This is a genomic window from Gelidibacter sp. F63206 (genome assembly GCF_023015735.1).
In genome coordinates this window covers 1-23,702 of the sequence record NZ_JALKAU010000073.1, presented here as the reverse complement: position 1 = coordinate 23,702, position 23,702 = coordinate 1, and the positions used below count along the sequence as shown (strand labels likewise).

Genomic DNA, 23,702 nt, shown 5'->3' with positions numbered 1-23,702 from the left:
ATACTTGGAATATTGATGTCGCCGATAATGTCGTCCACAACTTCATCGGTGGCTTCAGCACGAAAATTATTTTCGATATAAATGCCCTCGCTGCCATCCTGAAGATCGTAGGCTTTGAGCTTGGTTGGTTGGTGTTGGATATTTTCGATGTTGATCATTGCGCGATTGGGTTGGAAATTGATGAACCCAAAAACAAGGGTATTTTTTGGCACTTGCTTGTTATTGATCACTGCAGCTTTGGTAAGCCGCATTCGCAATCGGCTATTGGTTTTCACGACCTGATCGCCATCGACAACGACATGGATGGTTTCATCGGTAGTACCAATCACTGAATTGTCATCAGGTTTGGGTGACGCAGCAAAGAACAATTGATGTTCCAGGCCCAGTTCCTTGGCTTCAATCTTCTGTTCTCTTTTTATTTCTGTAGAATCTATTTCTTGTACTTTTTTGGTTTCTGGCTTTCTTTCTCCAAGAACCTGATAGGACCGTTCAGAATAGTTGATTTTCCCTGCGGAATAGATGCTATCCACAATCCGCTCTTTTTCTCGTTCGGGTAAGTCCCGATCATAAAAGCCCAGGGAGTCCATCAGTTTTTCATCATAAATACTGGGCGCATTGGTTTCTCGAACGTCCTTCAGATCGTTGAGGGCATCCAATTTGGATTTATACTGTTTCTGGGTTTCTTCCAGGGGAGGTACCAACGTCTGCTTTAAATGTTCACTTTCACTTTTGCCATCGTCCATAACCATCAGGGTATAGGCCACTAGGAATAAGACAATCACGGCCATTACGGTCGCGAAGACCATTTTATTTTTTTCTATTTTCATTGGAGATTTTTTTTAAGGTGTTTTCAAAATAATCGGTGATCAATAATCCGTGCGGATTGTTCGGGAAGTTCCGGTCAACCAAAATCAGATTGCCAGTGGATACCAATTCATAAGTATCGGTAATCGACCCTCTGTTGATTTCAAAAATGGTGGTGGTCGTAAATCTATGGTTACCGTTGGACTCGGTAATTCTCGAATCGATGCTTTTCACTTTTTGAACCAAGGAATATTGCAGTAAACGATTGTACACCCCATCGGCTTTTTTTTGTCGGTATACATTGTCCACAGAACTATCGCCCAACCACAGTGCTTTTTGTAGATGACGCTCATAATTGCTCGCATCGATATTATAAAAATAGGTATGGAACAATTCCAAATGTGCCAGGGCCTCTACCATGAAGTTCTCTTTTTGGGTGACGAGCTTTAGGGGAATAACACTGCCGTCGGTGTTGATGGCGAAAGCATGGTTGAGGGCATTTTTATGGGTTGTAAAGGCGATCCAAACGGAGAATGTACTAGCCGTAAAGGCACAAACAACAACTGCCAAAACAATAAGTCTATTCAATTTGAGGAGGTTGTAAATGTTCTGATAAGGTGTTTTCATGACATGCTACTTTAATTGTTGAATAATCTGAGAGTGAAGGAGGTGGCCCGCGCATATAGCCTGAATTTTAGAAACACGATAAAGCCTACTGAGCCCAACTGTACCACCGGTGCGAAGAACCCTTGCCCGAAGTCGGTACCGAATAGGTTGGTCCAAAAATTGGTGTTTATTTCGGTGTAAATGGCGTTGATAAAGATGTTGACCAGAAAAAAGGCGGGGACAAGCATATACACTGCAGCATAAAGTTTGAAAAATGAATAGGCAAGCGATCGGAATTTCTCAAATACCGCCAGACTGATGACCAATGGAAAAAATGCCTGCATGATCCCCAAGAGGAAAAATCGTTCCGCTAAAAAAAGTGGATAGATAAACAGGTCAAGAATCCAAAGAATGACACTCAGGATAAAGGCTAAAATCTTGAATCCATACAGCGGGGTTACCAAGGCCTCATAGAGTAATGTCATGGCACTTTTCATCGCATCCATGAGATTGATATCCTCTTCTATCGCAATGTCCTGCAAATGCAAAGGCAGCAGGGCAGGAGCGGTCCCGCGATATTGTGATTCGATCGCCACGAGAATGGCATCAAAGAACCCCAATACCTGAGTTGAAAAGATGACTAATAGGACCACGGCAAAATTCTTGGCGAGTTCACTTGGGCTCAATCCCCAAGTGTACCCATCCTTGTCCACAATACCTTCATTGTATTTTTTTAGAATATTGACCAGAAAAAACAGTACGGCGAGCGTCTTCATACCCGCAATGGTATATTGTGAAAAACTGCTGTTCTGTATGGTCTGGAAAATCGTATCGATATATTCCAGTCCGATTCCTAAAATAATCATACTGATCTTATTTAATATGTGGTGTTTCGATTATTGATTTTGTCCTGCATTTTTCTAAAGGAAATGATGTCTTTGTAGCGCCGAGTTCTAATGCTTATATTGGAAACCATTTCTTTGGATTCTTCCTCTTTTTGTTTCAGTATGTTGGCACGTTCGGCATCGCTCATTTTGAGATAATCACTCGAAAGAATCTGATCAATGAAGTCCATGGTCTCCAATGAATTTTGGACAATGGCATTGAACGATTCGGAGATGCGTGTCATTTCATCTGGCTTTATATAGGGAGAATTGAGAATGGCCCTTAAATCATTCTGCATGACCTGGATCAACCGTTGGTTGTTCCGCCCAATCTCCCTGACGGCATTCATCTGCCGGACCACATTGTTGACGGTCTCGAGATTTTCCTTTTGCTGTTTCAGAAATTCAACGGTCTTTAAAAGCTGTGAGGTCTGTTTGGCCGATTCCACGAGTGATTTTGTCAGACTTATAAAGTTGGTATTGTCGTAAACGGGCATGCCTTGTGCATGGGTTTTAATGCTTAATACCAAGACGATTCCTGTGATGAGAAATTTAATTTTCATTTTATTTTGATTTAGAGGTGAATTCAATGATTGCTTTTTTCATATCGCGATGATTCTCATAGAGAATCATTATTTCTTCATTTTCCTGTCCATCCGTTAAATAGGCCGCATATACCTCCTTTGGAACTTCAAGTCTGAAAATGTTGCTTTCCTTCCCGATCTTGATGAACATCTCCGTATACTTTCGTGGTCCTGAGAAATTGTTCTTGATGGATTTCAATTGGTTCAGGTCGTGACTGGATAGGTTGAGCCTTTTGACCAGCTCGGCGTAGCCTTTCTCATTGTTTAGACTGTAAATGACCTGTGTGTTTTCCAAAATGCTGGCAGAAGTAGCGTTGCTCGGAAGTTGGTTGATGGATTGCAGAATAATGCCTATGGCACCATTTTGTTTACGGATGGCTTGATAGTAGAATTCTACACTTTCAAGGACATTATCGAACTTCAGCTGCTTGGCAAATTCATCAAAAAGGATCATGCCTTTTTCAGCGCGATTTTTCCAGATGGTCCGTTGTATGGCCGATTTGATCAGTTTCAACATGACGGACAGGATTTCCTTGTTGTCCTTTACTTCATCCAGTTCAAAGACGATCAATCGTTTGTCTTCGATCTTATAGGTCTGGTCCTCGTTGGTTTCAAAAAGAAAACTGTAGAGCCCATTGCCTACGTATTCCGACATGACATGCAAAAAGCTTGTGACATTGAAATAATCGGAATGGATGTTCAAGGTGTTCAGAAGGTCCTTCTGATGTTTTTCTATAAAATTGTAGCAACTTTCCAATGAATGACCCTCTTCAGTGGCTTCGTAATAATAGCGCAGTATTTTCTTGATGGAAACGGATTGTGCCTTGGTAATTTTCAGATCCGAAGCAAAGAGTTCGAAAAGGAATACGGATAGATCTTCAAGTCGTTCGGGCGTGAGGTCATTTTGATGGCTGATGTAGAACGGATTGATGCCTAAGTTTTTTCCACTCTCGTAGCGAAGCACCGTGTATTGTTCAGGATATAACTTGGCAAACTTTGTATAGGAACCACCCAGATCTATGATGACCAAACGGACACCACTTTCAAAATATTGGCGCAGGATATTATTGGCCAAAAAGGATTTACCCTCTCCGGTGGGTGCGAAAATGGCAAAATTCCTTGCCTTGATGCGTTTTTTGCGTTCGTCCCATACATCCTTTAAAACCGGAATATTATGCTCTCGATCGTTGAAGATAATTCCAGTGGCATCCGATTTGTAGTTCGTATTGTTTATGAGCAGGCAAAGGGCATGCTTCAGGTCGGTCACATAGAGATCGGAATTGGAGAAATTGGAAGAGAAGCAACAGTAACTGTTGAGAATGTAATTCTTGCGTGCTTCACCTCGCGGATAGTAAGGGAGGATATCCAGTTCCTTGAACTCGGTCTTTATCTTGGAGGTAATCTTGTCGAGCTCTTTAGCCGTTTTGGCCCAATAGACAATATTGAGATGGCCTCGAATGATCCGTGAACTGTCATCGGTATTAATCTGGTCGAGAATGTGTTGGATTTTTCCGAGTACGACTTTGTTCTGTGAACCAAAACCGGAGCTTTTGTTCAGCTCCTCTATTTTTTTATCCAGCAGTTTGCGCCACTTTTGTTTGTCATCCAAATAGATGATTTGATTGACAATATGGTTTTCATTGAGCGTAAGCCCTAAACCATCAATAAACCCTTGATGAAACACAAAATCGTCAGAAGTGAATTTATCATTGGTCTTGCTACTCTGTACACTTTCGCCAAAGCACAGTTCGCTATTGATGGCTAGGGCGTTAAATTGGTTGTCGCCAATAGTAACGCTTTTTTTATCGAGTTGAATATCCGTGTCAAAACCTTCATTGAACCCATTAAAATAGTTGTTTGTAAGTTTTAGAATGTCATTTTCCATAAGGGGCCTAAATTCCATTTTTCTACTGTTGTTGATGAATGAAATGGAATCACTGACCGAATTGCTGAAACTTTTGATGGTGTCATCCAGTTCACCTACAATGCCCTTGGACACTTTTCGAAAAGGATTGATGTATTTAGCATTGTTTAATGCTTTGTTCTTGGTCAAAATGAAAAACAAATAGCATCGATGATCAATATGCTCACGACCCTTAAAATGGTCGTGGGTTGCCTTTGCCAAAAACGTGTTGTTTGGAAGTTGCTCGGATGTATAGGATGTTTTGAGATAAACATCCTGTTTATGGACCACCGTCCCAACGGGTAGTGACTTTAAGGCCTGAAACCATACCCCATGGATATCTTCAAAGTCATTTTCAGAAAGGGAGTAGATTTCAGGTAAGTCCCCTTCATAGCAAAGGATGACATTGCCATTGGTGGCCAATATGATATGGTCCTGGATATCTGCAATGGGATGATATGCCGAAAGATCAATCTTGTCCATAGTTGAAGCCTGTATTTTGTTTGTTGCTGATAATTTTGGGGAAGACCCTGGTCATCTGAAAGAGTTGAGGATGGTTCGTAATTCGAATCAGTGCTACGTAGAGCGCGGCATTCAAAATGAAAACCCCGATAATGATTCCAAAGCTGAATGAAAATATAATGATCAATAGTGAAGCCAATATGGCCACCATCATGAGTGCAAATAGGGAAATAGGCAGTCCGAAAATGACTGCCTGTTTCCTGATGTTCCTATAGACCTCGAATTTCTTCATATCACATGTATTGAAAAGCCTCTTAACCGCTTAGACGACGATGCCAATGAGATAGGTAAATATGCCGACTACGGCACCCGCGATCAAAACAAAGACCAAAACGCGAGTGATGCCTTTCTTTAAATCTGCGTTCTCTCCAAAGAAGTGCCCGGCGTTGAAAAGAAAGCCGACGAGAAAAATGACGCCCAAAATGATGGGGAAGACGGTTCTGATGGTATTGGATACATCATTTACGGAATCTTCAATGCCGCCAATTTGTGCAAAAAGCGTTGTGGAGATGAGCGAGAGAAATCCTGTGACATAGATTGATTTTTTCATAACAGAAAGTTTTAAGGTTTCGTGTTGTTTTTGTTACTGGAAATTTACATATATTTGCTTATAAAACATTGTAAATCAAATAATTGTGAATAAAATATTATTTGATATTGTTTGATTTCGGATGGTGGCAATTGTCATTAAATTTTATGGTTTTAAGACCTCAGGGTGTTGATAACTCAAAAATTGAAAATGGAAAAAGGACTCAAAAACGTCAGTTTTACGATTTTGCTCTTAAAAATGTGCATCATTTTTGGACAGGAAACAGTCGCGCAAAAAGGAATCGTAATTGACGTTGGTCATGGCGGAAAAGATTCCGGTGCCATCGGAATAAATGAAGTCAAGGAGAAAGATGTCGTTCTTAATATCGCTTTGGAAATGTTAAGACTTAATGAGCACTTGGAACAACCACTGGAGATCTACTTGACGAGATACAGTGATACGTTCATTTCGTTATCTGATCGAACAAAACTGGCGAAAGCCTTGAAAGCGGATCTTTTTGTTTCCTTGCATTGTAACCATGCCAAGGATCCGGATGCCAGAGGAATTGAAGTCTATGTATCCAAGGTGACTTCACAATTTGCGAGAGATGCCATTTGGATGGCCTTTGAATTGCAAGCAGCGTTTAAAGAGAGATTGGGTTTTGAGAGTAGGGGTGTGAAGTTTGGGGATTTTCAGGTGCTGAGGGAGACTAATGGTCAGCATCCTTCGGTACTTTTGGAATTGGGGTTTTTGAGTAATTTAGATGAGCATGCCTATCTGTCTAACAATCGAAGCTCGATTGCCATTGCACGAGTAATTTTGATGACAATAATGAAATATTGATTATGAAAGCGATTTATTTTTTGCTTACCAAACGTTTAAGGGAAATAGTGGTGCAATTTATTATGGAGTTAGTATCCATCTACAAATCATGGCATAAATAAGTCATTTTCTCTTATCTATAACCCTTTCATCAAACGCCATCAAATTAAACAGTTCCCGCATTCTGCTCCGCACCCTGTGGCCATAGTGTTCTTCCAGCTCATCAGCACCGAGATTGGTAGTAGCGTGGGTTTTAATTTTCTGTTTGGTGTCCAGAAAAAGTTCATATCTCGACAATAATACTTCCCCCATCACATTGAGGTCTTTTCCATAGAATCGACCCATGGGCTCTACGCCCAGATCATCAAAACAATAGGACTTGCTGTTCCCATAATCTTCAACCGTTTTGAAGCCAAGATGATTAAAGCTGAAAGTGACATTACGGGCGGGAATGACTTCGTAAGGCCGTTGCATCGGAACGATATAGCGTAGGAGTTTCATCAAGGTGGTCTTTCCGCATCCTACAGGCCCGGAAAGAAGAATACCCTTATGTATGTCAATATCGTTCTTTTGACAATACTCCCTGTCCTTGATAAAATAATGGCACAGCTTTCGGATGATGGCAAGATCTTCGTCGTAAATTTTAAAGTGGTTGCCAAACAATAATTTTCCTTTGGCATCGAGATAGGTCAGGATGAGATCAAAATCATAGACCACCGTTTTGCCATCAAAGGTGCCGAGGGAGTATTCCACATCATCTTCAATAATTTTAGAGGGGTTGCCCATAATCTTTGTATTTAGTGGTTTTCAAGTTGTCCTTAAATTGGGACGGTGGTTTTGTGTTTGATTTACTTTCTTTTTTATATAGCTCGGCCCTGTCCATCCAATGTTTGGCCAGGGCACGCCAATCGCGAATGGTGTTGCCGTCACTTGTTTTCCAGTTCCGGTTTTGGTAATGCTCGAAGAATTTTTTTCCTTCATCAGCATGACAACCTTTTTCAACAAAAAAATCAATAACAACCTGCCAGCCCTTTGGTTGTTTATTATTGTTTAATTGTTTATTACTGTTTATAGTAGATCCCATTGTAAGTCCCCGTGTGGGACCATACCGTCCCAAACCAGGTTCCGTCTTGGGACGGTACCGTTCCGCAATCTGTTCCAATAGGGGACTGTAGTGTCCCGAAGTAGGTTCATTTTCGGGACGATGCCAATCATCAACTTGTCCTGTATTGGGACTGTTTTGATCCTCCAAGGATTCATCCTCGGTACAGAAAATTGACATCTTTATTTTGCTGCCCTTGTAGGGACTATTGGAAGGAAAATAGGAGAGGTATTTCCAATCATCGAGATCTCTAAGGCACCGGTGATAAGAGGATTTTGAGCCTATTTTTGAGGCTGTCATCAGATCTCTTCGGTTCACACTGAACTCTTCCGCAAATCGGTGGCAATTCCATTCTTGGAACAGTGCCATGTACAGACTGATGTGCGTGGGCTTCAAACGCTCATCTAAATAGAACCTTTCAAAGGCGGCATTGAGAAGCTTTATGTAATTCATCGCTTAAACGTTGTGCCATGCTGTACCCGGTTTGCGGATAATACATTCTGAATTTCCTCAGCCTCATAAAAAATGATGCCACCTATTTTTGTATAGGGCAACGTACCATTGATGCGAAGATTTTGTAATGTTCCTGGACTTACCTGAAGCAAATCCATAACCTCAGAGGATTTGAGGTATCTTTTTAATTGCCCTTTAGATTGCTTGGCTAAAAGGGTTTTAATGTCATCGAGCAATTCCATTTTGAATTCCCGAAGATCATCGGTGGTAATAATACTTGTCGGCATAATAAAAGGGTGTTAGAGAAAGGGACCATCGTATCAATTTCAGATAATTTGACAGCCCCTGACTTGATTTGACTTTCGTTATGCAAATTTGATTGCTTTTATTGTCAAAGCATCAATAGTCCATCCAGAGGTGGGAGATATTTATTGTCATGGAATTTGATGTGTTTTGTTGGATGAAGAGAAAGAAGTCCAGGATTTCTGCCTTCAATCGGTATCAAAAGCTATGCGGAAAGCTATGGATTAGTTTTTCCCAAGTTGGGATGACCTATGGTTTATTCGTCTGAATCTTCGAACCGTCTGTTCAGCGAGTCCGTCAGTTTGTCCATAAATTTAGTTTTACTCGATTTTCGAGCTCTGATTTCTATAAAAGTGTGGTAGTAGTTGCCAAGATCAATATTGAACATCTGCTCAAATACTGAAGCCAGTTCTTTGATATCCGCCGTACCACTATTAATCGCGCCACTACTATGTAGGGCGTAGATCAATTCAATTAATTCGGTTTTGTTTCCCGTCCAAAAAAGTTTTGACGATGTGTTTTTCATGACATTATGATTTACATGGTTATTGGATTCCAACTTTTCAATTTCCTGTTTTAAATACACAATAAGCATGTCGTAGGCCATGATCATGGCCACAGTACTGTCCTGCGATGTGGCAAATTGATCATCTATAAAAAAATGGTAGGATTCCGTGGGCAACCTAAAATCTGACTTGCCCCTGGTAAAATATTCTGCATCCAGGATGGTGGCACCTCTCCGATAATAATGATAAAACTCTAGGTTGTCATTAAAGTACACCTGTAATTTGTTGATGTGTTCATTGAGATATTTGATCTGGAATTTAGAGCTGCCCCTGGGACGTTTGCTCTCAATATTGAAAAGCTTAACATAATAAATCAGCTTACTGAAAATTTGAGGTTTAATGTGTTTGAAAAAACAAATTTCTTCCTCTTTACTTTTGAAGCCTATTTCCACCACCTTTTGACGCAATGATTTGATGTATTTCTCTGTTCGGGAAATACCGTTCTCCGCCTTATATAAAACATCATCCGTTCTGGACTCTAGGGCTTCCAGATGCGTTTCAAATTCTGATATAAACTTCTGATAATTCATGACTGGACAAAATCACGTTATTCACTTATTTGGACTCCATCAAACCGATAAGTTCCAAGGTAAAATTGTCAGAAGTTTGGATATAGGCATAGGTGTCCTTTACTGAGGCACCAAGTTTTCTTTTTTCAAAAGAAGCGGTCAATCCTAAGTTGATACGTTGAAGATTGAGGTCGATAGCTCTTTTTATGGTTTGATATAACAACTGGCGGTAAGTGTGGTAGAGATTGAGTTTGTCGTAATTCATCCCTACTAACGAAGGGACATAGGTCAGCTTATTTTTATAGCAGAACATTACGCCAATGATCTCTTGGGGAGTGTCCTTAGGAGACAGGATTATAAACTCCCAATTGGGATGCTCGGACATGTGCAGGAATAGTTTCTCGGGATAAACAAAGGTGTTTAGGCCCAAATTATGTTGTTGGACGTTGGTATATAATTTGTGCACCTGGGATACCTGACCGTAATCCAATACCTGTAGGACAGATATGTTTAACCGCGACTCATAGGCCAAGATTTCCTTTCTCAAATGCCTTTTGTTCCTTGCGGACAGTCTGGAAGCATAGCGCTCTATGGACTCGTTGTTCATTAAGTGGATTACACAGGCCTTTGGCATTTGGATCCGAACAAAGCCCTGGCCCTGAAAATAGTTGTGTAAACCGTGTGCTTCAGTAAAATCACGTAAAACAACCATCTGGGCACCATCCTCTGCTTCCAATAATTCCAAGTTTTTCATCAACATCATAAGCGCATTATGCTTTAAAGGATGCGCTTCGTCAATATAGAGATGTTCTCCTTCGGTAAAAAGGCAGCCCAATGACAACACTTTTGAGGTTAAATGATAAGGATCTGATAGACGTTCTTTTTCAATGGCCTTTGATGCCACAACATTGGCCAACATATCATCTTTCCATAGGCTCACTGTCATAAAGGTAGCCAAAACGGGTTTCTCGTTTTCGTCAAGGATCAAGATATAGTAAAAGTCCCAATTGTGCTCCTTTAGCTGATTTCCCTTAAATGTCTGTTCCAGAAAAAGTAGTCCGTCCCAGTTATGGATGCCATCCAGACCTATATGGGAGTTCCATAAGTTTTTATCAATTTTGGTTATGGTAGTTTCCATGACAAGACGGAGATCCGTGCCTGTCAATTGTTTTTTCGATTTTGGTCTGCTCTCCATCTTGAAGGCACTATGGACACGATTCAGATCGGTGTGAGTTTCCTCAAGTGCCTTTGGCAAATGGTATACCATGGCATCCACAAGGCCTTTGATTTCTTCCTTTTGGTTGTGTAGGGATATCGTTATTCTTACCCCTGTGTTCTTAACCGGAACGGCAGGGAACAACCCCAGATTTGTATAATAACCTTCCTTCATTAAACGGTTCACAAAGTTGTAGCCTGTTTTTGGCATCCCTGTTCCTATATAAAATACGGGAGAATTGTTTTTGTCCACCAAGGGCAATGTCGTCTCTTGAATGAGATCATTAAAGTAGGCGACGCGCTGTTCCAGCTCATATTGAAGCGTATAGATTTCAGGACTCAAATGAATTTCTGCTGATGCCGTCGCCGCTGCAACCGAAGCTGGTTCAAGTTGCGCCGAAAACGTAAGTGGGCCTCCAAAGGTTTTTATTTCTTGATGCATTTTTTTATTCGGGCATACCAAGACAGAGCCACTGGCACCAAATGTTTTGCTCAGGGTTCCAAACAAGAGCATATTTTCTGAAAGTTCACCCAGTTCACTCATCACATAACCGGAACCATTCTTTCCAATCCAGCTCATTCCGTGGACGTCATCAAAATAGAGATGCAGTTGCGGGTATTTGTCACCTAACATCTTTAATTCCTTAACCGGCGCAAAATCTCCAAACATTGAATAAATACCATCGGCCATATACCAGATTTTTCGTCTCCCATTCGAATGGCGTTTGATTTTGTCCTCCAACATGTTCAGATCGTTATGGCGAATCATGTCAATAGGTACACTTCTCATTTTTAAGATTTTTGCCGCATTTTGAACACTCCAATGCACCTGATGGTCCAGGATAATGGCATCTTGATCTTTGACGGCACTCGGGATGACACCCAAATGACCGAGGGTACTGTTTTTGGTAATCACAATCGGATGGTTGTACATAGCGTACACCTTTTCTTCCAAGGCTTTATAAAGAGGGTTGGAAATATAGGACTTTGAAAGGGGAAACTGCGTGCCATATTTGTCAATGGCATTGATGGCCGCTTTCTTGAGACGAGGGTCTTGCTCCAACCCTAAGTATCCTGTGGTTCCAAAATGGAATAATGAATTGTTTTCAACGCTTATGGTGCGTCCGGAAAACTGATTGCCGTCGGCGTATAAATGCAGAACGCCCGCTTTTTTTGCATCTGTAAACACGTCATTTACAGAATCTAAAAAATTGTTGTGTTGGATTTTTGCCATGATTTTTATTTTTTTTGTGGGATAAAATTTAATATCTTTTGGACGATTTTGTAGGATTTAACCTAACTATAATCCCGATTAGTCAAACATTTATCCGTTTTAGGCAAGTATTTAATCCTTATTTGCTAATCCTCCCTCCTGATAGGTTAAATAAAACAAAAGTATATTTTGTAATTTTGAGTTTGCCGGTATTTAAAAATGCTTAATTATGTTAGCTGAAAATGATTATGCAACCTATGAGATAATTGATGGCGTAGTACATGTCATATACAAAAATGTTGATCTGGACATTTCAAAATCGGTCCGTATAGTAAAAGATCGACTTCAATTACAGGCAGGGCGATTTATGCCCGTGCTTTGTGACATTCGAGCTATACAGGGAATAGATAAAGCAGCACGTGCCTATTTATCCTTAGAAGGATCCGCTTTTGTTAATGCCGTTGCCTTTGTTGTTGATTCTCCAATTTCAGAAATGTTATCCGACATATATTTAACAACCAATTCGCCTATCATACCTACAAAATCATTTTTGAACCGTGAAGAGGCTATTGAATTTTTGAACAGGTTTAGGTAAACTTTTTAAAAGCTTGTTACCATGGAAGAACATATAGAACAGAGACTATCTTCACTTAGAGTGATGCTTTTAAAAATGTTATCAGGAAGTTATTACCAAAGAGTCAAACGTTCAAAACATAATGACATATTTGAGTCTTTTATCCTTGGTTTTAATGTTTTGGCAGAAGAGTTTCAAGACGTTTTGGTACATCAGGGTTATGCCAATCGGGATGCTGCAATTTTGGAGGTTGTCCAAATGAGTTTTATCATTAATGAACATGGAATGGTCGAGATGGTAAATAAGATAGCTTGTAAAACCCTATCGCGACGTAAAAGGAATATCATTGACCATCCTTTTGAAGCACTTTTAACGGAGGGTTCTGTCAAAAAATGGGAAAAAGTTTTTCAGCAGAGTGAAAAGAGGGGCGCCTATGATACATCCGTCGACTTGGTATTCAAATCCAAAGACGGCCTTGAGATACCGAAAACTGTATATGTCTCAAGATATTATAAAAATGCACAAGGCTATCGGACACTTATCACCGTCATTCACCACACCAATTATCAAAAGAAACTTCAATCTGGGATTTCTGGTAAGATCAACAAAGGAAAGCTTAATGAAAAAAGGAGGTCTGTAAAAGACAGGATAGCTTTACTGAAGAAGTCAAAAGTACGATTGAGTCTGGAAGATATTCAAAAGATCAAAATGGGCCACGATATGATTCTTACAAATCTAAAGGATGACTTTCCACCGCTTAAAGAATTTGCACTACAACTTGGAACCAACGAATTTAAGCTCAAGTATGGATTCAAGGAGTTATACGGCACTACGGTCCATAAGTTTTTGATTGAGGAGCGTCTGAGGAAGGCCTTGATGATGGTGCTCTACAGCGATCGCCCCTTTAAAAGTATTGCCGAAATGACCGGTTTCAAAAGTTTGCCCCATTTTTCAAGATCGTTCAAAAACACCTACGGGCATTCGCCCAGCGAGATGCGCAAGATAAATAATGATTAAGGTTTCATTGATTGCTTTAATTTTTTAATCCCTTTTCTACAAAAGTTCCTCCCTTAAAATCAAATAGATGTCCCGAACTTTACCATATCAATTCAAATGGTATGAGAGTTCCAGAATCCTTTACTAAAAAAATACCGTGGATGGTCAGTTTACTGTTCATTCTGTTGTTTGTGTATGCTGCGGTGAGCAAATTGTTGGATTTTGAAAATTTTCAGGTACAGTTGGCTCAATCACCTTTATTAAGTGCTTATGCTGGATTTCTAGCTCCATCTATAATTATTATTGAATTGCTTGTTAGCCTGTTGTTGGTAATTAAATCGATCAGGTTAATTGGTTTATATTGTTCTCTTTTCTTAATGATTGGTTTTACTGCATATATTTATTTAATTCTAAATTATAGTGACTTTATACCCTGTTCATGTGGTGGTGTTATAGAAAAAATGAGTTGGACTCAACATTTACTATTTAATATCAGTTTTACAATTTTTGCATTGATTGCAATATTAATTGTAGAACTGAAAAAACATACTGAACCCAAAAGAATTGTTCTCCAGAGCTCTATCCCTACATTTATGGTGGTGGGTATCATTGTAGGTTTATTTCTTTCATCAGAACACATTATCAAAAAGGAAAATAGCTTTATACGGAGGTTTGACAAACATCCCATCCGGAATGAAAAAGTGTTGGATTTAAGAGTGAATTCATACTATTTTGCCGGAATAGCTAACGGGAAAATATATTTAGGTAACGTTACGGCACCTTCGATACTTACCACGGTGGATACTTCTCTATCAATAAAAAAGGCAATAGAATTAGAAGTTGACAATCCCAAACATGCATTCCGTTCCATTCAGATAATGGTCAAAGCTCCGTATTTTTATATCTATGATGGTAATGTTCCGGTAATTTATCGTGGAAAATTAGGAGACTCGATAGCTAATATCATAAGTTTTGAAGATATCTATTTCTCCCAGTTACAAGTAATTGACTCGACAGATTTTGTTTTTAGGGCTCAAAGCAGTAATACAAAGACACAGGTTTTAGGTGCTTTAAGATTAAACAGAAATCCTAAAGTATCACTTAGCAATACATTATTGGAAAAACAGGTAGATGGGATGTTCGATACGGATGGGCAATTACTTCAGGATAACAGTTCAGGAAAGTTTGTCTATGTATATACCTATCGCAATCAAGTTCTTGTCATGGATTCAGAATTAAATCTTTCCCAAAAATTACATACTATCGATACTATTTCCCAAGCACAGATACAGGTGCAATTACTTGCTGATGGAGTACATAAAATGAATAGGCCTCCTTTTGAAGTCAATAAAAAATCAACGGTACATAATGGCGTACTGTTTAATGAATCAAACCTAATGGGGAGATTTGAATCCCCAAATATATGGAGGGAAGCCTCTATTATAGATATGTACTGTATCGATAGACAGGAGTATCTGGGAAGTTTTTATGTGCAAAACCGCGGGAAATATAAAATGTCCCAGATGTTAGCCTCGAATAATTTTTTATTTGTTTTATCTGGGAATGAATTGATACGTTATCATTTTGCGCAGTCGGTGACGCAACATTTCGAAAACAGGAGAAGCCGAAAACCTGATTTAAAAGAGTAGGCCTAATTTTAATTTTGTCAATTATGAAAAAGTTAAAAAAGTATTTTTTACCTGCTATAATAGTTATGGCGGGAATTGGAGCGGCATTTGCAACGAATATTGCAAAAAATTCACAAAGTACGGTGGAAGGGTATTATTTTGATAACACTTCTGGCCAGTGTGTAAATATGCAAATAGAATGTAGTCCAGTACAAGGAACTACATGTACGTGGAAGGACGCCAACAACATTGAGCATAATTTGCGATTGTTGAATGGTACTTCATGTCCAATGCAACTTGCCAAACCTTGAATTTTAAAAGTAAGGATGTTCTATGGAGCATCCTTACTTATTCCTTTTTCTATCCATTCGATCTTCTTAGTGTCTTTTAAAAAATAATCAAACCAATCCATGATCTTAAATGTCAAATCAAACTGGGCTTCCTTCTTAAAAAGATTATGTCCCTCACCCTTGTAAAATAAAGCTATTACATCCTTTCCATTTCTCCTCAAAGCATTGTAGAATGCCATGGAATGATCACTGGTTACATTTTTGTCTTTTAACCCTGACCATAATAATACAGGAGAAATTACTTTGTTCGCATTATAAATCGGGTTATTTTTAAAATATAAAGCTTTGTTTTTCGAAAAAGGTCCTCCAAATTTATGTTGATTAGCCTCAATTCTCTTGTAATCCGGAAAAAGAAAATGATAATTATAAGCATGATATGCCCAAATCAAATCACTCTGCCCTGAACCTGACACATAAGCTGCAAAACGGTCTGAGTGTGTAGCTATAAAATTTGTCATATAACCTCCGAAAGAATGCCCCATTAAACCAATTTTTTGTAGGTTAATAGATGTTTTATCACCTAATACATCCAATGCATTATTAATACAGTTTAATGCATCAATTCCCGGACCTTCTCTTCCCTGTACCTTAATATCTGGGAGATACACAAAATATCCATTTTCAAGAAACAATCTGATATTAAACCCTTCTCCATTATAATATGTAGGAAAAGGATACCGGTTAGAGAGATGATGTTGTTCTTCATAAATATGTACTATCATAGGAAACTTCTTTTTAGAATTATATTGTAGCGGATAATATAGAACACCTTTTAATATGGCCCCTTCTTTATTTGTATAGGATATTATTTCCTGCTTTAGCACGTTTTTATCATTTTTATTGCTTTGAAGGAGTATCTTTTTCTTTTCCCCTATTTTCTTGAAAACAAATCGCGGGGGAAGGTTATAATTTTCTTCTATGTAACTGAAATACCTGTAAGAAGTATTATAATTAAATTCTCGGATATAGTTTTGAGTTAAAGGGATTATAGTATCAAACTTTTTTTCCATCCATAAAATATAACTTCTCTTATTAGCAACAGAATCATACAGTTGAATAACCAATGGTTTCTGTATATTGATTAATTTTTGCTTGCATGGAGACCTCATAGAATTTTGGGAATAAAATGAGTTCAGTATTTTTATTTGATACCCTTTAAAACTCTTAATTATTTCCAAGTTATTATTTACAGGATTATATTCCCATAATCTACCATTACCCTGAAACCAGACCATTCCTCCATCGGTTGAAAAATATGGAGTTTTGAACATATTATTTGGGATGATTTTTTTGATTTTTCTTGTTAAGTCGTAATTAATCCAAGAATTGTTTTTTTTGTATATTATATATTGCCCATTGGGTGAAATATGGAGTTCTTGAAATACTGTGTCAACTACGGTGTAATTATTTGTTAAACGATCGTAAATATTGATTTCGTAAGGAGTTGGCTTGGTATAGTCCTGTAGAAGAAAAGGGTTGAAGCTTAAAAAATAACGATCGCTCCCTAGATTGACATTCCTTGTGAATGTTTCTGACCCAATTCGGTCAACCCGCTTCTGTTTGGGATGCCAAATGTAATGCACTTCTTCTCTTTTGGGATAAAATTTTTTCTCTAGTGCATTGTCATTTCCATACCAGATGTCTACGATAGTGCTATTCTCCTTTTCCGTTGGCTCCCATAATCTTAAAAAATACGATTCACCTTCTCGGATTGCTTCACTAAAACCTCTTTCTATTTGAATTGGTAGTATGTCTTCTAAAGGAACAACAATGTTTGATTTTAAATTCAGGTATTGTATTTGCTGATAGAAGCTTTCCTCCACTTGCTCATGAAGTATTATACCATGTCCTTTTGGGTCTATATCCACATCCATAATATTATTTGAAGTTTGATACAATGTTTGTTGTACTCCATCTTTTAGGAGTAAGAGTTCGGATCCGCTCTTATTAAATTTTGTAACCACATATACTTGACCCGTCTCAATAGGGTAAAACCTACTTACATTTTTTACACTATTCAATAATTTTCCGTCAATATTGCGTAGCTCTAATTTATTTTCTGCCTTCTGCAAATAATGCAGTAGGAAATACTTTCCATCATTTAATACCTTTATGCTTTTTACATCATTAAAGTGACGGCTTTTGAACTTGTTCAGATCGATAAATTCCGTTTTCTGCTCTCCTGTCAAAAGCAAATGGGAGTCTCCTACGAATTGTATCCCTCTTATATTTTGTCTATACCCTATTATTTTAGGTTTTTTCCAGTTGTGTAGACTAAAAATTATTACCGTGTCCGGGTCTAAATCTTTTTTTTCCAATGCCGGTGTCCAACTTCTTTTTCTTAATAGAGCCCATTTGCCATTTTCGCTCATTTTGGGAGCATCTAGGTTATGGCTTTTTATAAGTGGTGGACTTAAGCTATCATATAAATTTTGGGCAGCTAATTCCTGGCCTGTCAATAAAGACAGGCATAGGAAAAAATAAAAAAATGAGAACTTCATAATTAATAGCCTTCGTTTTGAGGACCAAGATTTGAGTTTAACAATAATTCGGCCTGTGGCAAAGGCCATAATTTATTGTTTGTAGTCCAATTGGGTTTCAACCCTTTCAATTGGTCTAATCGGTTAAAGCGTTTTAAATCAAGAAAGCGCTGGCCGAACTCCGTAAAGAATTCACGTCGTTTTTCATTTAAAAGTTCATTGACAAAACCCTCTCCCGATAAAGAAAGAATGGGGGTCAGCCCTGCTCGGACACGGGTTTCATTTAGGTAAGGTAAGGCTTCATTGAAATTGTTTTGACCTGCAAGGGCTTCTGCCATTAAACTGTTAACTTCCGCCAAACGGAAAACAATGGAATATTCACTATTGTTATTTTTCCTGTTTTTATACTTATTGGGTCTGTACCATGAATTATCTTTAAATACAACTTTCTCCATATATGACTGTTTGCGCAGGTCGTTGTCATCAAAAACTTCTATTAAGTCATGAGTCAATACATACGAGTTTGGAGCAGAATCCGTAAAATAATAAAAAGCAGCTTCTTGTGTAGGGTCTCCGTTGTTTGCAGGTTTTAACTGCCAAAGGATATGATTTCCGGATTTATGAAATACTTCATTTATATCGTCTTGAAATTGATATAAAGAAGATTGTAAAATATTGGTAAGTTTCTGTTGAGCCAATTCATATTTATGTTCCGTTAGGTATAATTTTGCCAAAAGAAGTTCAGCTACCTTTTTATTCGGATGAATACGTTCGGCATCCCGATATTCATTGGACAATAAATCAATGGCTTTAGAGATATCTAATTCCAATTGTTCCAATACTTTATTGGACTCGGTCTTATTTAAATCCTTGTTATATTCATAATCTAAGCTGGTTGTATAAGGAATGTCCCCAAAGACTTGTTGTAAATAAAAATAGACCAATGAACGGACAAACAAGGCCTCGCCAATTATGCCATCTTTCTCTTCTTGAGATAGTTTCGTTGAATGGTCGGCACCATAGATAATGGAATTTGCGTAATAAATTTCCTCGTAAGCATTATTCCATACAGTCTTTATGGTGGAGTTGGTTGCTTGAGGAGAATCGTTGTAAATATCCATTACCCCGTTTTGGTCATCAAGAAAACACTTCAAGTTATCGGTATATGAATCCAAGAGAGGGCCAAGCCCATAATTAGTTTTTAATACATATCGATCCCGCAAACTTGCATACAAACCTGCCAATGCCGCGTTAGCCGTCTGAATATCTTCAAATACCTGTACCCTACCTATTTGATTGGAAGGATATTCGGTGTCCACTAAATCTTCACATCCCAATAAAAGTGTTATTAAGCAGAGTGTTAGAAACATTTTTTTCATAATTATAATTTATTAAAAATTAAACTGAGCTCCTAAAGAATAGGTTTTTAAAGGAGGTAGAAATCCAATTTGTGTAAATTCTGGGTCCAAGCCAAAATAGTTCGTTAGGGTAAAGAGATTTTGACCTTGAACATAGATCAAGATGTCCTTTAAAAAGTGATTTGTTGAAAGTCTGTAACTAAGCTGTATGTTTTTCAACCGTATATAGGAAGCATCACCAATAGCACCCGAACTATTGGCAAATAAACCGTGCAATTTTGATTTTTGCGCATCAAAACCGGCTGAATAGGGCATGTATTCCCCTTCTGGGTTGTTCTCGCTCCAAACATTTAATACCTCCACAGGCTGATTGTACATGCTTCCAGGGGTGGGCATTAGATTATTGTAATTTTGAAGTTTCTGTTTTACGAATTGAAACAAAAATGAAAACTGGAAATTTTTACGCGATATTCGGTTAGACCAGCCGCCAAAGAATTTGGTTCCCACTTCTTCAATAACCTGATTGTCTTCAGGCGAAGTAATTTTTCCATCACCGTTGTAATCCTTAAATGTATAAAGACCGGTTTCAGAATCTATTCCTTGATATTGATATGTTTTTATAATATTGGTAGGGTAACCTACTACATACTGATTTGCATAAGTAGATCCATCTATGTTTGGAAAGGCTGTTAATTTATTCTTTGGAAAGCTGATGTTAAAATCGCTATTCCATTGGACGTCATCAGTATTTACAGGAGTTGCATGCAGTTCGAATTCAACTCCTTTGTTTTCTACCGTTGCAGGAAGATTGGCCTGAATGCTGTTAAACCCGGTGGTGCCTGGTAATGGTATGCCCACCAATTGTTCTCCGGAGAGGTTCCGGTACCATGAAGCATTTAAGTGTAACCGGTTCTCTAAAAAACCGAGCTCCATGGCGACCTCCAGTTTGGTTGTTTTTTCCCAACTAAAATCCGGATTAAACAGTCTGGACGGGATGAGTACAGTATTACCACCATAATGAGTATTCCCTATAGAGTAAGAATCCAGATAAAGGTAATCGCCAATGGCATCATTTCCAGTAGTTCCATAGCTTCCCCGAAGTTTCCCATAGCTCAAAAATGGAATTTGCGATCGTGCCCATTTTTCTTCCGAAAAAATCCACGCAGCACCGATGGCCTGAAAATTGGAAAATCGTTTATTGGGTCCAAAACGGCTCGAACCATCCCTTCTACCTGTAAGGTTGAGGATATATCTGTTTTTGTATTGATAATTAATCCTACCAAATGCAGCTGCATATTTGTAGGTGGTTTCTGCATCACTGCTTATCGATGTTGTGCCTGCGGCTGCCAGATTGGTTATTAAAGCATTGCTGTCAAAATCATACCCAAAAACACTTAAAACAGAATTTTGTGATTCCTGGTAAGTTCCGCCTATAAGGATGTCAATTTTATGGTTATCAAATTTGTGAGTATATTTTAACTGAGGTTCTAAAAGATAGGAGAATCGTTGATTCTTGCTCTTGCTAACCGAAGAGATTGCCGAGGTTAGCCCAAATGAAGGATTATAAGCGCTACTCGGGTAAAGTAACATATCGTCAAATGCCAGATAGTTTATTCCTCCATTCAGTTTTATACTTAAGAATGGCACTATTTCGTATCCTAAATTGAAGTTTGTGTTAAGCGTTTTACTGTTATAGAAATAGGTCTGTTCATAACTTGCAATAGGGTTGGTAAAAGTATTGTCTTCCCAGTTTAAACTGCCATCTTCATTATACAAGGCTGGTGAATTAGGGCTTAAACGTAGGGACTGCCTTGTAATGTCTGTTTGGATTATATTATTGGATTGATTAGAAAATAACCCGGAAGCACCGAGTGTGAATTTTAGATCATCGGAATGATAATTAAAGTTTCCCGAGAGGTTGTTAGTTTTATATGTATAGTCATTACCGAATACCGTGGTTTGTTCGTTATGGCTCCCACTTACGATAAAACTACTGTTCTTGCTGCCTCCATTTATCGAAAGCTGTACCATAGAATTAGTAGCAGTTCTGCCAATAAGCTTATCTTGCCAGTCCGTATAACGATTTTGATCCCAAGTTCCGTTAATGTCGTATGCAGTGGAGGGATATTCGTCAATGCCATCATTGGCAAATGCCTGTTGACGCATCTCCAAATATTGTTGTGTGTTCATCAATTTTATTTTACTGGCAGCATGGCTCATTGTATAATTGGTGTTTATGCTAATATTGGTCTTATTTGCATAATGGCCTTTCTTTGTAGTAACCAGAATGATCCCATTGGCACCACGTGAACCATAAATGGCAGTGGCATCAGCATCTTTAAGTATTTCTATGCTTTCAATATCATTTGGGTTTATTGCATTTAATGGGTTGATATCCCCGTTATTTGGAAAAGTCGCCCCAGAGAGACTGGAACCAGCGTCGGGATTTATAGGAACTCCATTAATGATATATAAAGGGTAGTTACCTTCACGACGAAGACTATTTGTTCCTCTAATTTGTATTTCATAACCTCCTCCTGGCACCCCAGAGTTCTGGGTTATGTTTACTCCTGCCATACGTCCTTGTGCGGCAGAAAGCATATTGTTTATTGGTTGGTTTTCGATGTCTTTGGCGGTAATGCGAGAAATGCTCCCCGTACGCTCCTTGTCTTTGACAGTGTAGTAGCCCGCATTGATCTGTACCTCGCCCAAGGCGGTGGCATCTTCCTTTAAGATAACATTTATAGTACTGCGGTTTTGAATGGGAATGGTAAGCGTTGTATATCCCAAATAAGATACTTGAAGCGTGTCCGTTGGCTTGGCGGTAATGTTGTACCGCCCATCAAAGTCTGTTACTACACCATTTGTAGTATTTTTAATAATAACATTTGCGCCAGATATGGGCAGGTTGCCGTCAGTAACCTTGCCTGAGACTAACAGGTCCTGGGAAGAAAGGGTCATGGAAATGCTAAGAAAGAAGAGAAAGCAGACAAAAATACGCCGCCACCTTACTGATTTATGATTATTTGTCATAGTTTTGTAATAGTTAAAGTGATTGATTAATTTTAACTTTTGGCCTGCTCCGATGTCGTGGTAAACTGGGAGCGGGCTTTTTTTATGCCGTTTTATGTTGTTACAGCATCGGTGATTTTTTATAGTTTTTATATCATAGGCAACAGGTTTTAATAGGGAAGAGGGGCCACTGAGTTGTTAGCAAAAATCCGGTAAACAGTAGCCCTTTCCCAAAGACTAATTCTAATTGTTCGATTTGTTGAATTTGTCGCAATATTTCGGTCTTTCACGATCTGGAGTGTTGTAGTAGCCGGTATTGATGACCATCCCATACACGCTTGGGGTATCATGCTCTAATACATGGTTGATATTACGCTTTCCGTAAAGTGCATTTTCCATTGTTATACAGCCCATATAGTTTCCGTCAAAGGCGGTGAAGATGCCATAGTTGGTACTTTTCATTGTTGGCGTGGCCACCGCCACTGCCAATCCAAGTACATCTGTTATGGTCCTGTAAGCTCCATTTTGTTGGATGGATTTATTTGTGAAAAACGCAAGCGCCGTTGTGTTTTTGGCTATTAGTGGGGGATAAGAAGTGGCGAGTGCCACTGAAAAGAAACACAATAGAAGACGCCTACGTTTGGTTATATGTTTTAATGTCATAAATTTGCCAGATTAATTGTTATAATTAATTTAATTTGACCTCCTGAACGATTGTGCCAACATTTGTAGGGAGGTTTTTTTGTGAAAACTATAGGTGCATGGGCTCCATTTTTTTTAAAGTTAAATTGGGAAGTTGCCGCATATGGTTTGGTGCATAGCGGCAGCTATCCCAAAGACTAATTCTAACTGTTCGCTATGTGGCACTGTCTTTTATAGTGCTGCCATGTTCTTAGGGATTTAGAGTTTGCAATTGGCGATAGCGAGGTTTTTGTTGCAAACTCCAGTTGTAGCGTATCTCAATGATGAGGTTTAGGCTTGGTCACAATTGATTTTTCATGCGTGTTTTGGTTTTAAATTGTTAGTCCTGTTTTATAAACGCCTGTGCTGTCCTCTGATTAAGGTAAAACCTCAAAATATTTGGAAAACGTTAAGATTGATGCTACTTTTAAACTGTCGATTATTAAAATGAGCATCAATCTGGGTTTCTTCCAAAAAAAGGGAAACCTAAGGCGGTTTTGGATTTTGTAATGTTTGGGCTTAATACTCCCTAACATTGCATTACCTGTTGTAAGTATGATTTTTTTTGAAGCCGTTTTCCTGTCGGAACGTAGTGGGGAGCTACTGGC

21 protein-coding genes are annotated in these 23,702 nt (G+C 38.7%); 5 read left to right on the top strand and 16 right to left on the bottom strand.

Annotated elements, in window-relative coordinates:
* The 7 genes from traM to MWU32_RS03820 all read right to left on the bottom strand — a co-directional run.
* A partial coding sequence (gene traM, locus MWU32_RS03850; RefSeq protein ID WP_246937969.1) for a conjugative transposon protein TraM occupies positions 1–827 on the bottom strand: 827 nt, incomplete at its 3' end.
* Entirely contained in the window at positions 808–1,431 is a 624-nt protein-coding gene (locus MWU32_RS03845; RefSeq protein WP_246937562.1) for a conjugal transfer protein TraK, read from the bottom strand. The genes MWU32_RS03845 and traM, both read right to left, overlap by 20 nt.
* 11 nt (positions 1,432–1,442) lie before the next feature.
* Complete coding sequence (locus tag MWU32_RS03840; RefSeq protein ID WP_246937564.1) at positions 1,443–2,276, bottom strand: hypothetical protein; 834 nt, start codon at positions 2,274–2,276, stop codon at positions 1,443–1,445.
* A gap of 11 nt (positions 2,277–2,287) precedes the next feature.
* Positions 2,288–2,857, bottom strand: coding sequence for a conjugal transfer protein (locus MWU32_RS03835; protein ID WP_163516781.1), 570 nt, complete (start codon positions 2,855–2,857; stop codon positions 2,288–2,290).
* Position 2,858: 1 nt separating this feature from the next.
* On the bottom strand, positions 2,859–5,264 hold the full coding sequence (locus MWU32_RS03830) for a TraG family conjugative transposon ATPase (protein WP_246937968.1): 2,406 nt from the start codon (positions 5,262–5,264) through the stop codon (positions 2,859–2,861).
* Positions 5,251–5,535 carry a hypothetical protein gene (locus MWU32_RS03825; RefSeq protein WP_163516783.1) on the bottom strand — a complete coding sequence of 95 codons (285 nt, stop codon included), beginning with the start codon at positions 5,533–5,535 and terminating at the stop codon, positions 5,251–5,253. The genes MWU32_RS03830 and MWU32_RS03825 overlap by 14 nt, the downstream gene beginning before the upstream one ends.
* A gap of 30 nt (positions 5,536–5,565) precedes the next feature.
* The gene (locus MWU32_RS03820) at positions 5,566–5,853 is read right to left on the bottom strand and encodes a hypothetical protein (RefSeq protein WP_163516784.1); all 288 of its coding nucleotides are present in this window, start codon (positions 5,851–5,853) and stop codon (positions 5,566–5,568) included.
* Between the two features lie 189 nt (positions 5,854–6,042).
* On the opposite strand from MWU32_RS03820, the gene MWU32_RS03815 reads away from it, so the two are divergent.
* Positions 6,043–6,675: an N-acetylmuramoyl-L-alanine amidase gene (locus MWU32_RS03815; RefSeq protein ID WP_246937967.1), complete on the top strand. Its 633-nt coding sequence runs from the start codon at positions 6,043–6,045 to the stop codon at positions 6,673–6,675.
* Positions 6,676–6,777: 102 nt separating this feature from the next.
* Here MWU32_RS03815 and MWU32_RS03810 read toward each other — a convergent pair whose 3' ends face one another.
* From MWU32_RS03810 to MWU32_RS03790, 5 genes are all read right to left on the bottom strand, one after another.
* Positions 6,778–7,440, bottom strand: a complete 663-nt coding sequence (locus MWU32_RS03810; RefSeq protein ID WP_246937966.1) for an ATPase — start codon at positions 7,438–7,440, stop codon at positions 6,778–6,780.
* Positions 7,424–8,209, bottom strand: a complete 786-nt coding sequence (locus MWU32_RS03805) for a hypothetical protein (protein ID WP_246937964.1) — start codon at positions 8,207–8,209, stop codon at positions 7,424–7,426. The genes MWU32_RS03810 and MWU32_RS03805 overlap by 17 nt, the downstream gene beginning before the upstream one ends.
* Entirely contained in the window at positions 8,206–8,496 is a 291-nt protein-coding gene (locus tag MWU32_RS03800; RefSeq protein WP_246937962.1) for a helix-turn-helix domain-containing protein, read from the bottom strand. The genes MWU32_RS03805 and MWU32_RS03800 overlap by 4 nt, the downstream gene beginning before the upstream one ends.
* 272 nt (positions 8,497–8,768) lie before the next feature.
* Positions 8,769–9,608 carry an RteC domain-containing protein gene (locus MWU32_RS03795; protein WP_246937960.1) on the bottom strand — a complete coding sequence of 280 codons (840 nt, stop codon included), beginning with the start codon at positions 9,606–9,608 and terminating at the stop codon, positions 8,769–8,771.
* Between the two features lie 25 nt (positions 9,609–9,633).
* Positions 9,634–12,036 (bottom strand): aminotransferase class I/II-fold pyridoxal phosphate-dependent enzyme, encoded by a 2,403-nt coding sequence (locus MWU32_RS03790; RefSeq protein WP_246937958.1) that lies wholly within the window; start codon positions 12,034–12,036, stop codon positions 9,634–9,636.
* Positions 12,037–12,244: 208 nt separating this feature from the next.
* Here MWU32_RS03790 and MWU32_RS03785 point away from each other — a divergent pair, with 208 nt between their 5' ends.
* The 4 genes from MWU32_RS03785 to MWU32_RS03770 all read left to right on the top strand — a co-directional run bounded on the left by MWU32_RS03785 (position 12,245) and on the right by MWU32_RS03770 (position 15,524).
* Positions 12,245–12,610, top strand: coding sequence for a hypothetical protein (locus tag MWU32_RS03785; RefSeq protein ID WP_246937957.1), 366 nt, complete (start codon positions 12,245–12,247; stop codon positions 12,608–12,610).
* Between the two features lie 21 nt (positions 12,611–12,631).
* Entirely contained in the window at positions 12,632–13,606 is a 975-nt protein-coding gene (locus MWU32_RS03780) for a helix-turn-helix domain-containing protein (RefSeq protein ID WP_246937954.1), read from the top strand.
* A gap of 101 nt (positions 13,607–13,707) precedes the next feature.
* The gene (locus MWU32_RS03775; protein ID WP_246937952.1) at positions 13,708–15,234 is read left to right on the top strand and encodes a DoxX family protein; all 1,527 of its coding nucleotides are present in this window, start codon (positions 13,708–13,710) and stop codon (positions 15,232–15,234) included.
* A 23-nt stretch (positions 15,235–15,257) separates the two neighbouring features.
* A complete protein-coding gene (locus MWU32_RS03770; protein WP_246937950.1) occupies positions 15,258–15,524 on the top strand; it encodes a DUF6520 family protein in 267 nt (88 codons plus the stop codon).
* A 20-nt stretch (positions 15,525–15,544) separates the two neighbouring features.
* On the opposite strand, the gene MWU32_RS03765 is transcribed toward MWU32_RS03770, so the two are convergent.
* The 4 genes from MWU32_RS03765 to MWU32_RS03750 all read right to left on the bottom strand — a co-directional run bounded on the left by MWU32_RS03765 (position 15,545) and on the right by MWU32_RS03750 (position 23,076).
* Positions 15,545–18,064, bottom strand: a complete 2,520-nt coding sequence (locus MWU32_RS03765) for an alpha/beta hydrolase family protein (protein WP_246937948.1) — start codon at positions 18,062–18,064, stop codon at positions 15,545–15,547.
* Positions 18,065–18,066: 2 nt separating this feature from the next.
* Entirely contained in the window at positions 18,067–19,422 is a 1,356-nt protein-coding gene (locus MWU32_RS03760) for a RagB/SusD family nutrient uptake outer membrane protein (RefSeq protein ID WP_246937946.1), read from the bottom strand.
* A gap of 12 nt (positions 19,423–19,434) precedes the next feature.
* Complete coding sequence (locus MWU32_RS03755) at positions 19,435–22,434, bottom strand: SusC/RagA family TonB-linked outer membrane protein (RefSeq protein WP_246937943.1); 3,000 nt, start codon at positions 22,432–22,434, stop codon at positions 19,435–19,437.
* A gap of 222 nt (positions 22,435–22,656) precedes the next feature.
* Positions 22,657–23,076 carry a hypothetical protein gene (locus MWU32_RS03750; protein WP_246937941.1) on the bottom strand — a complete coding sequence of 140 codons (420 nt, stop codon included), beginning with the start codon at positions 23,074–23,076 and terminating at the stop codon, positions 22,657–22,659.
* Between the last annotated feature and the right edge of the window lie 626 nt (positions 23,077–23,702).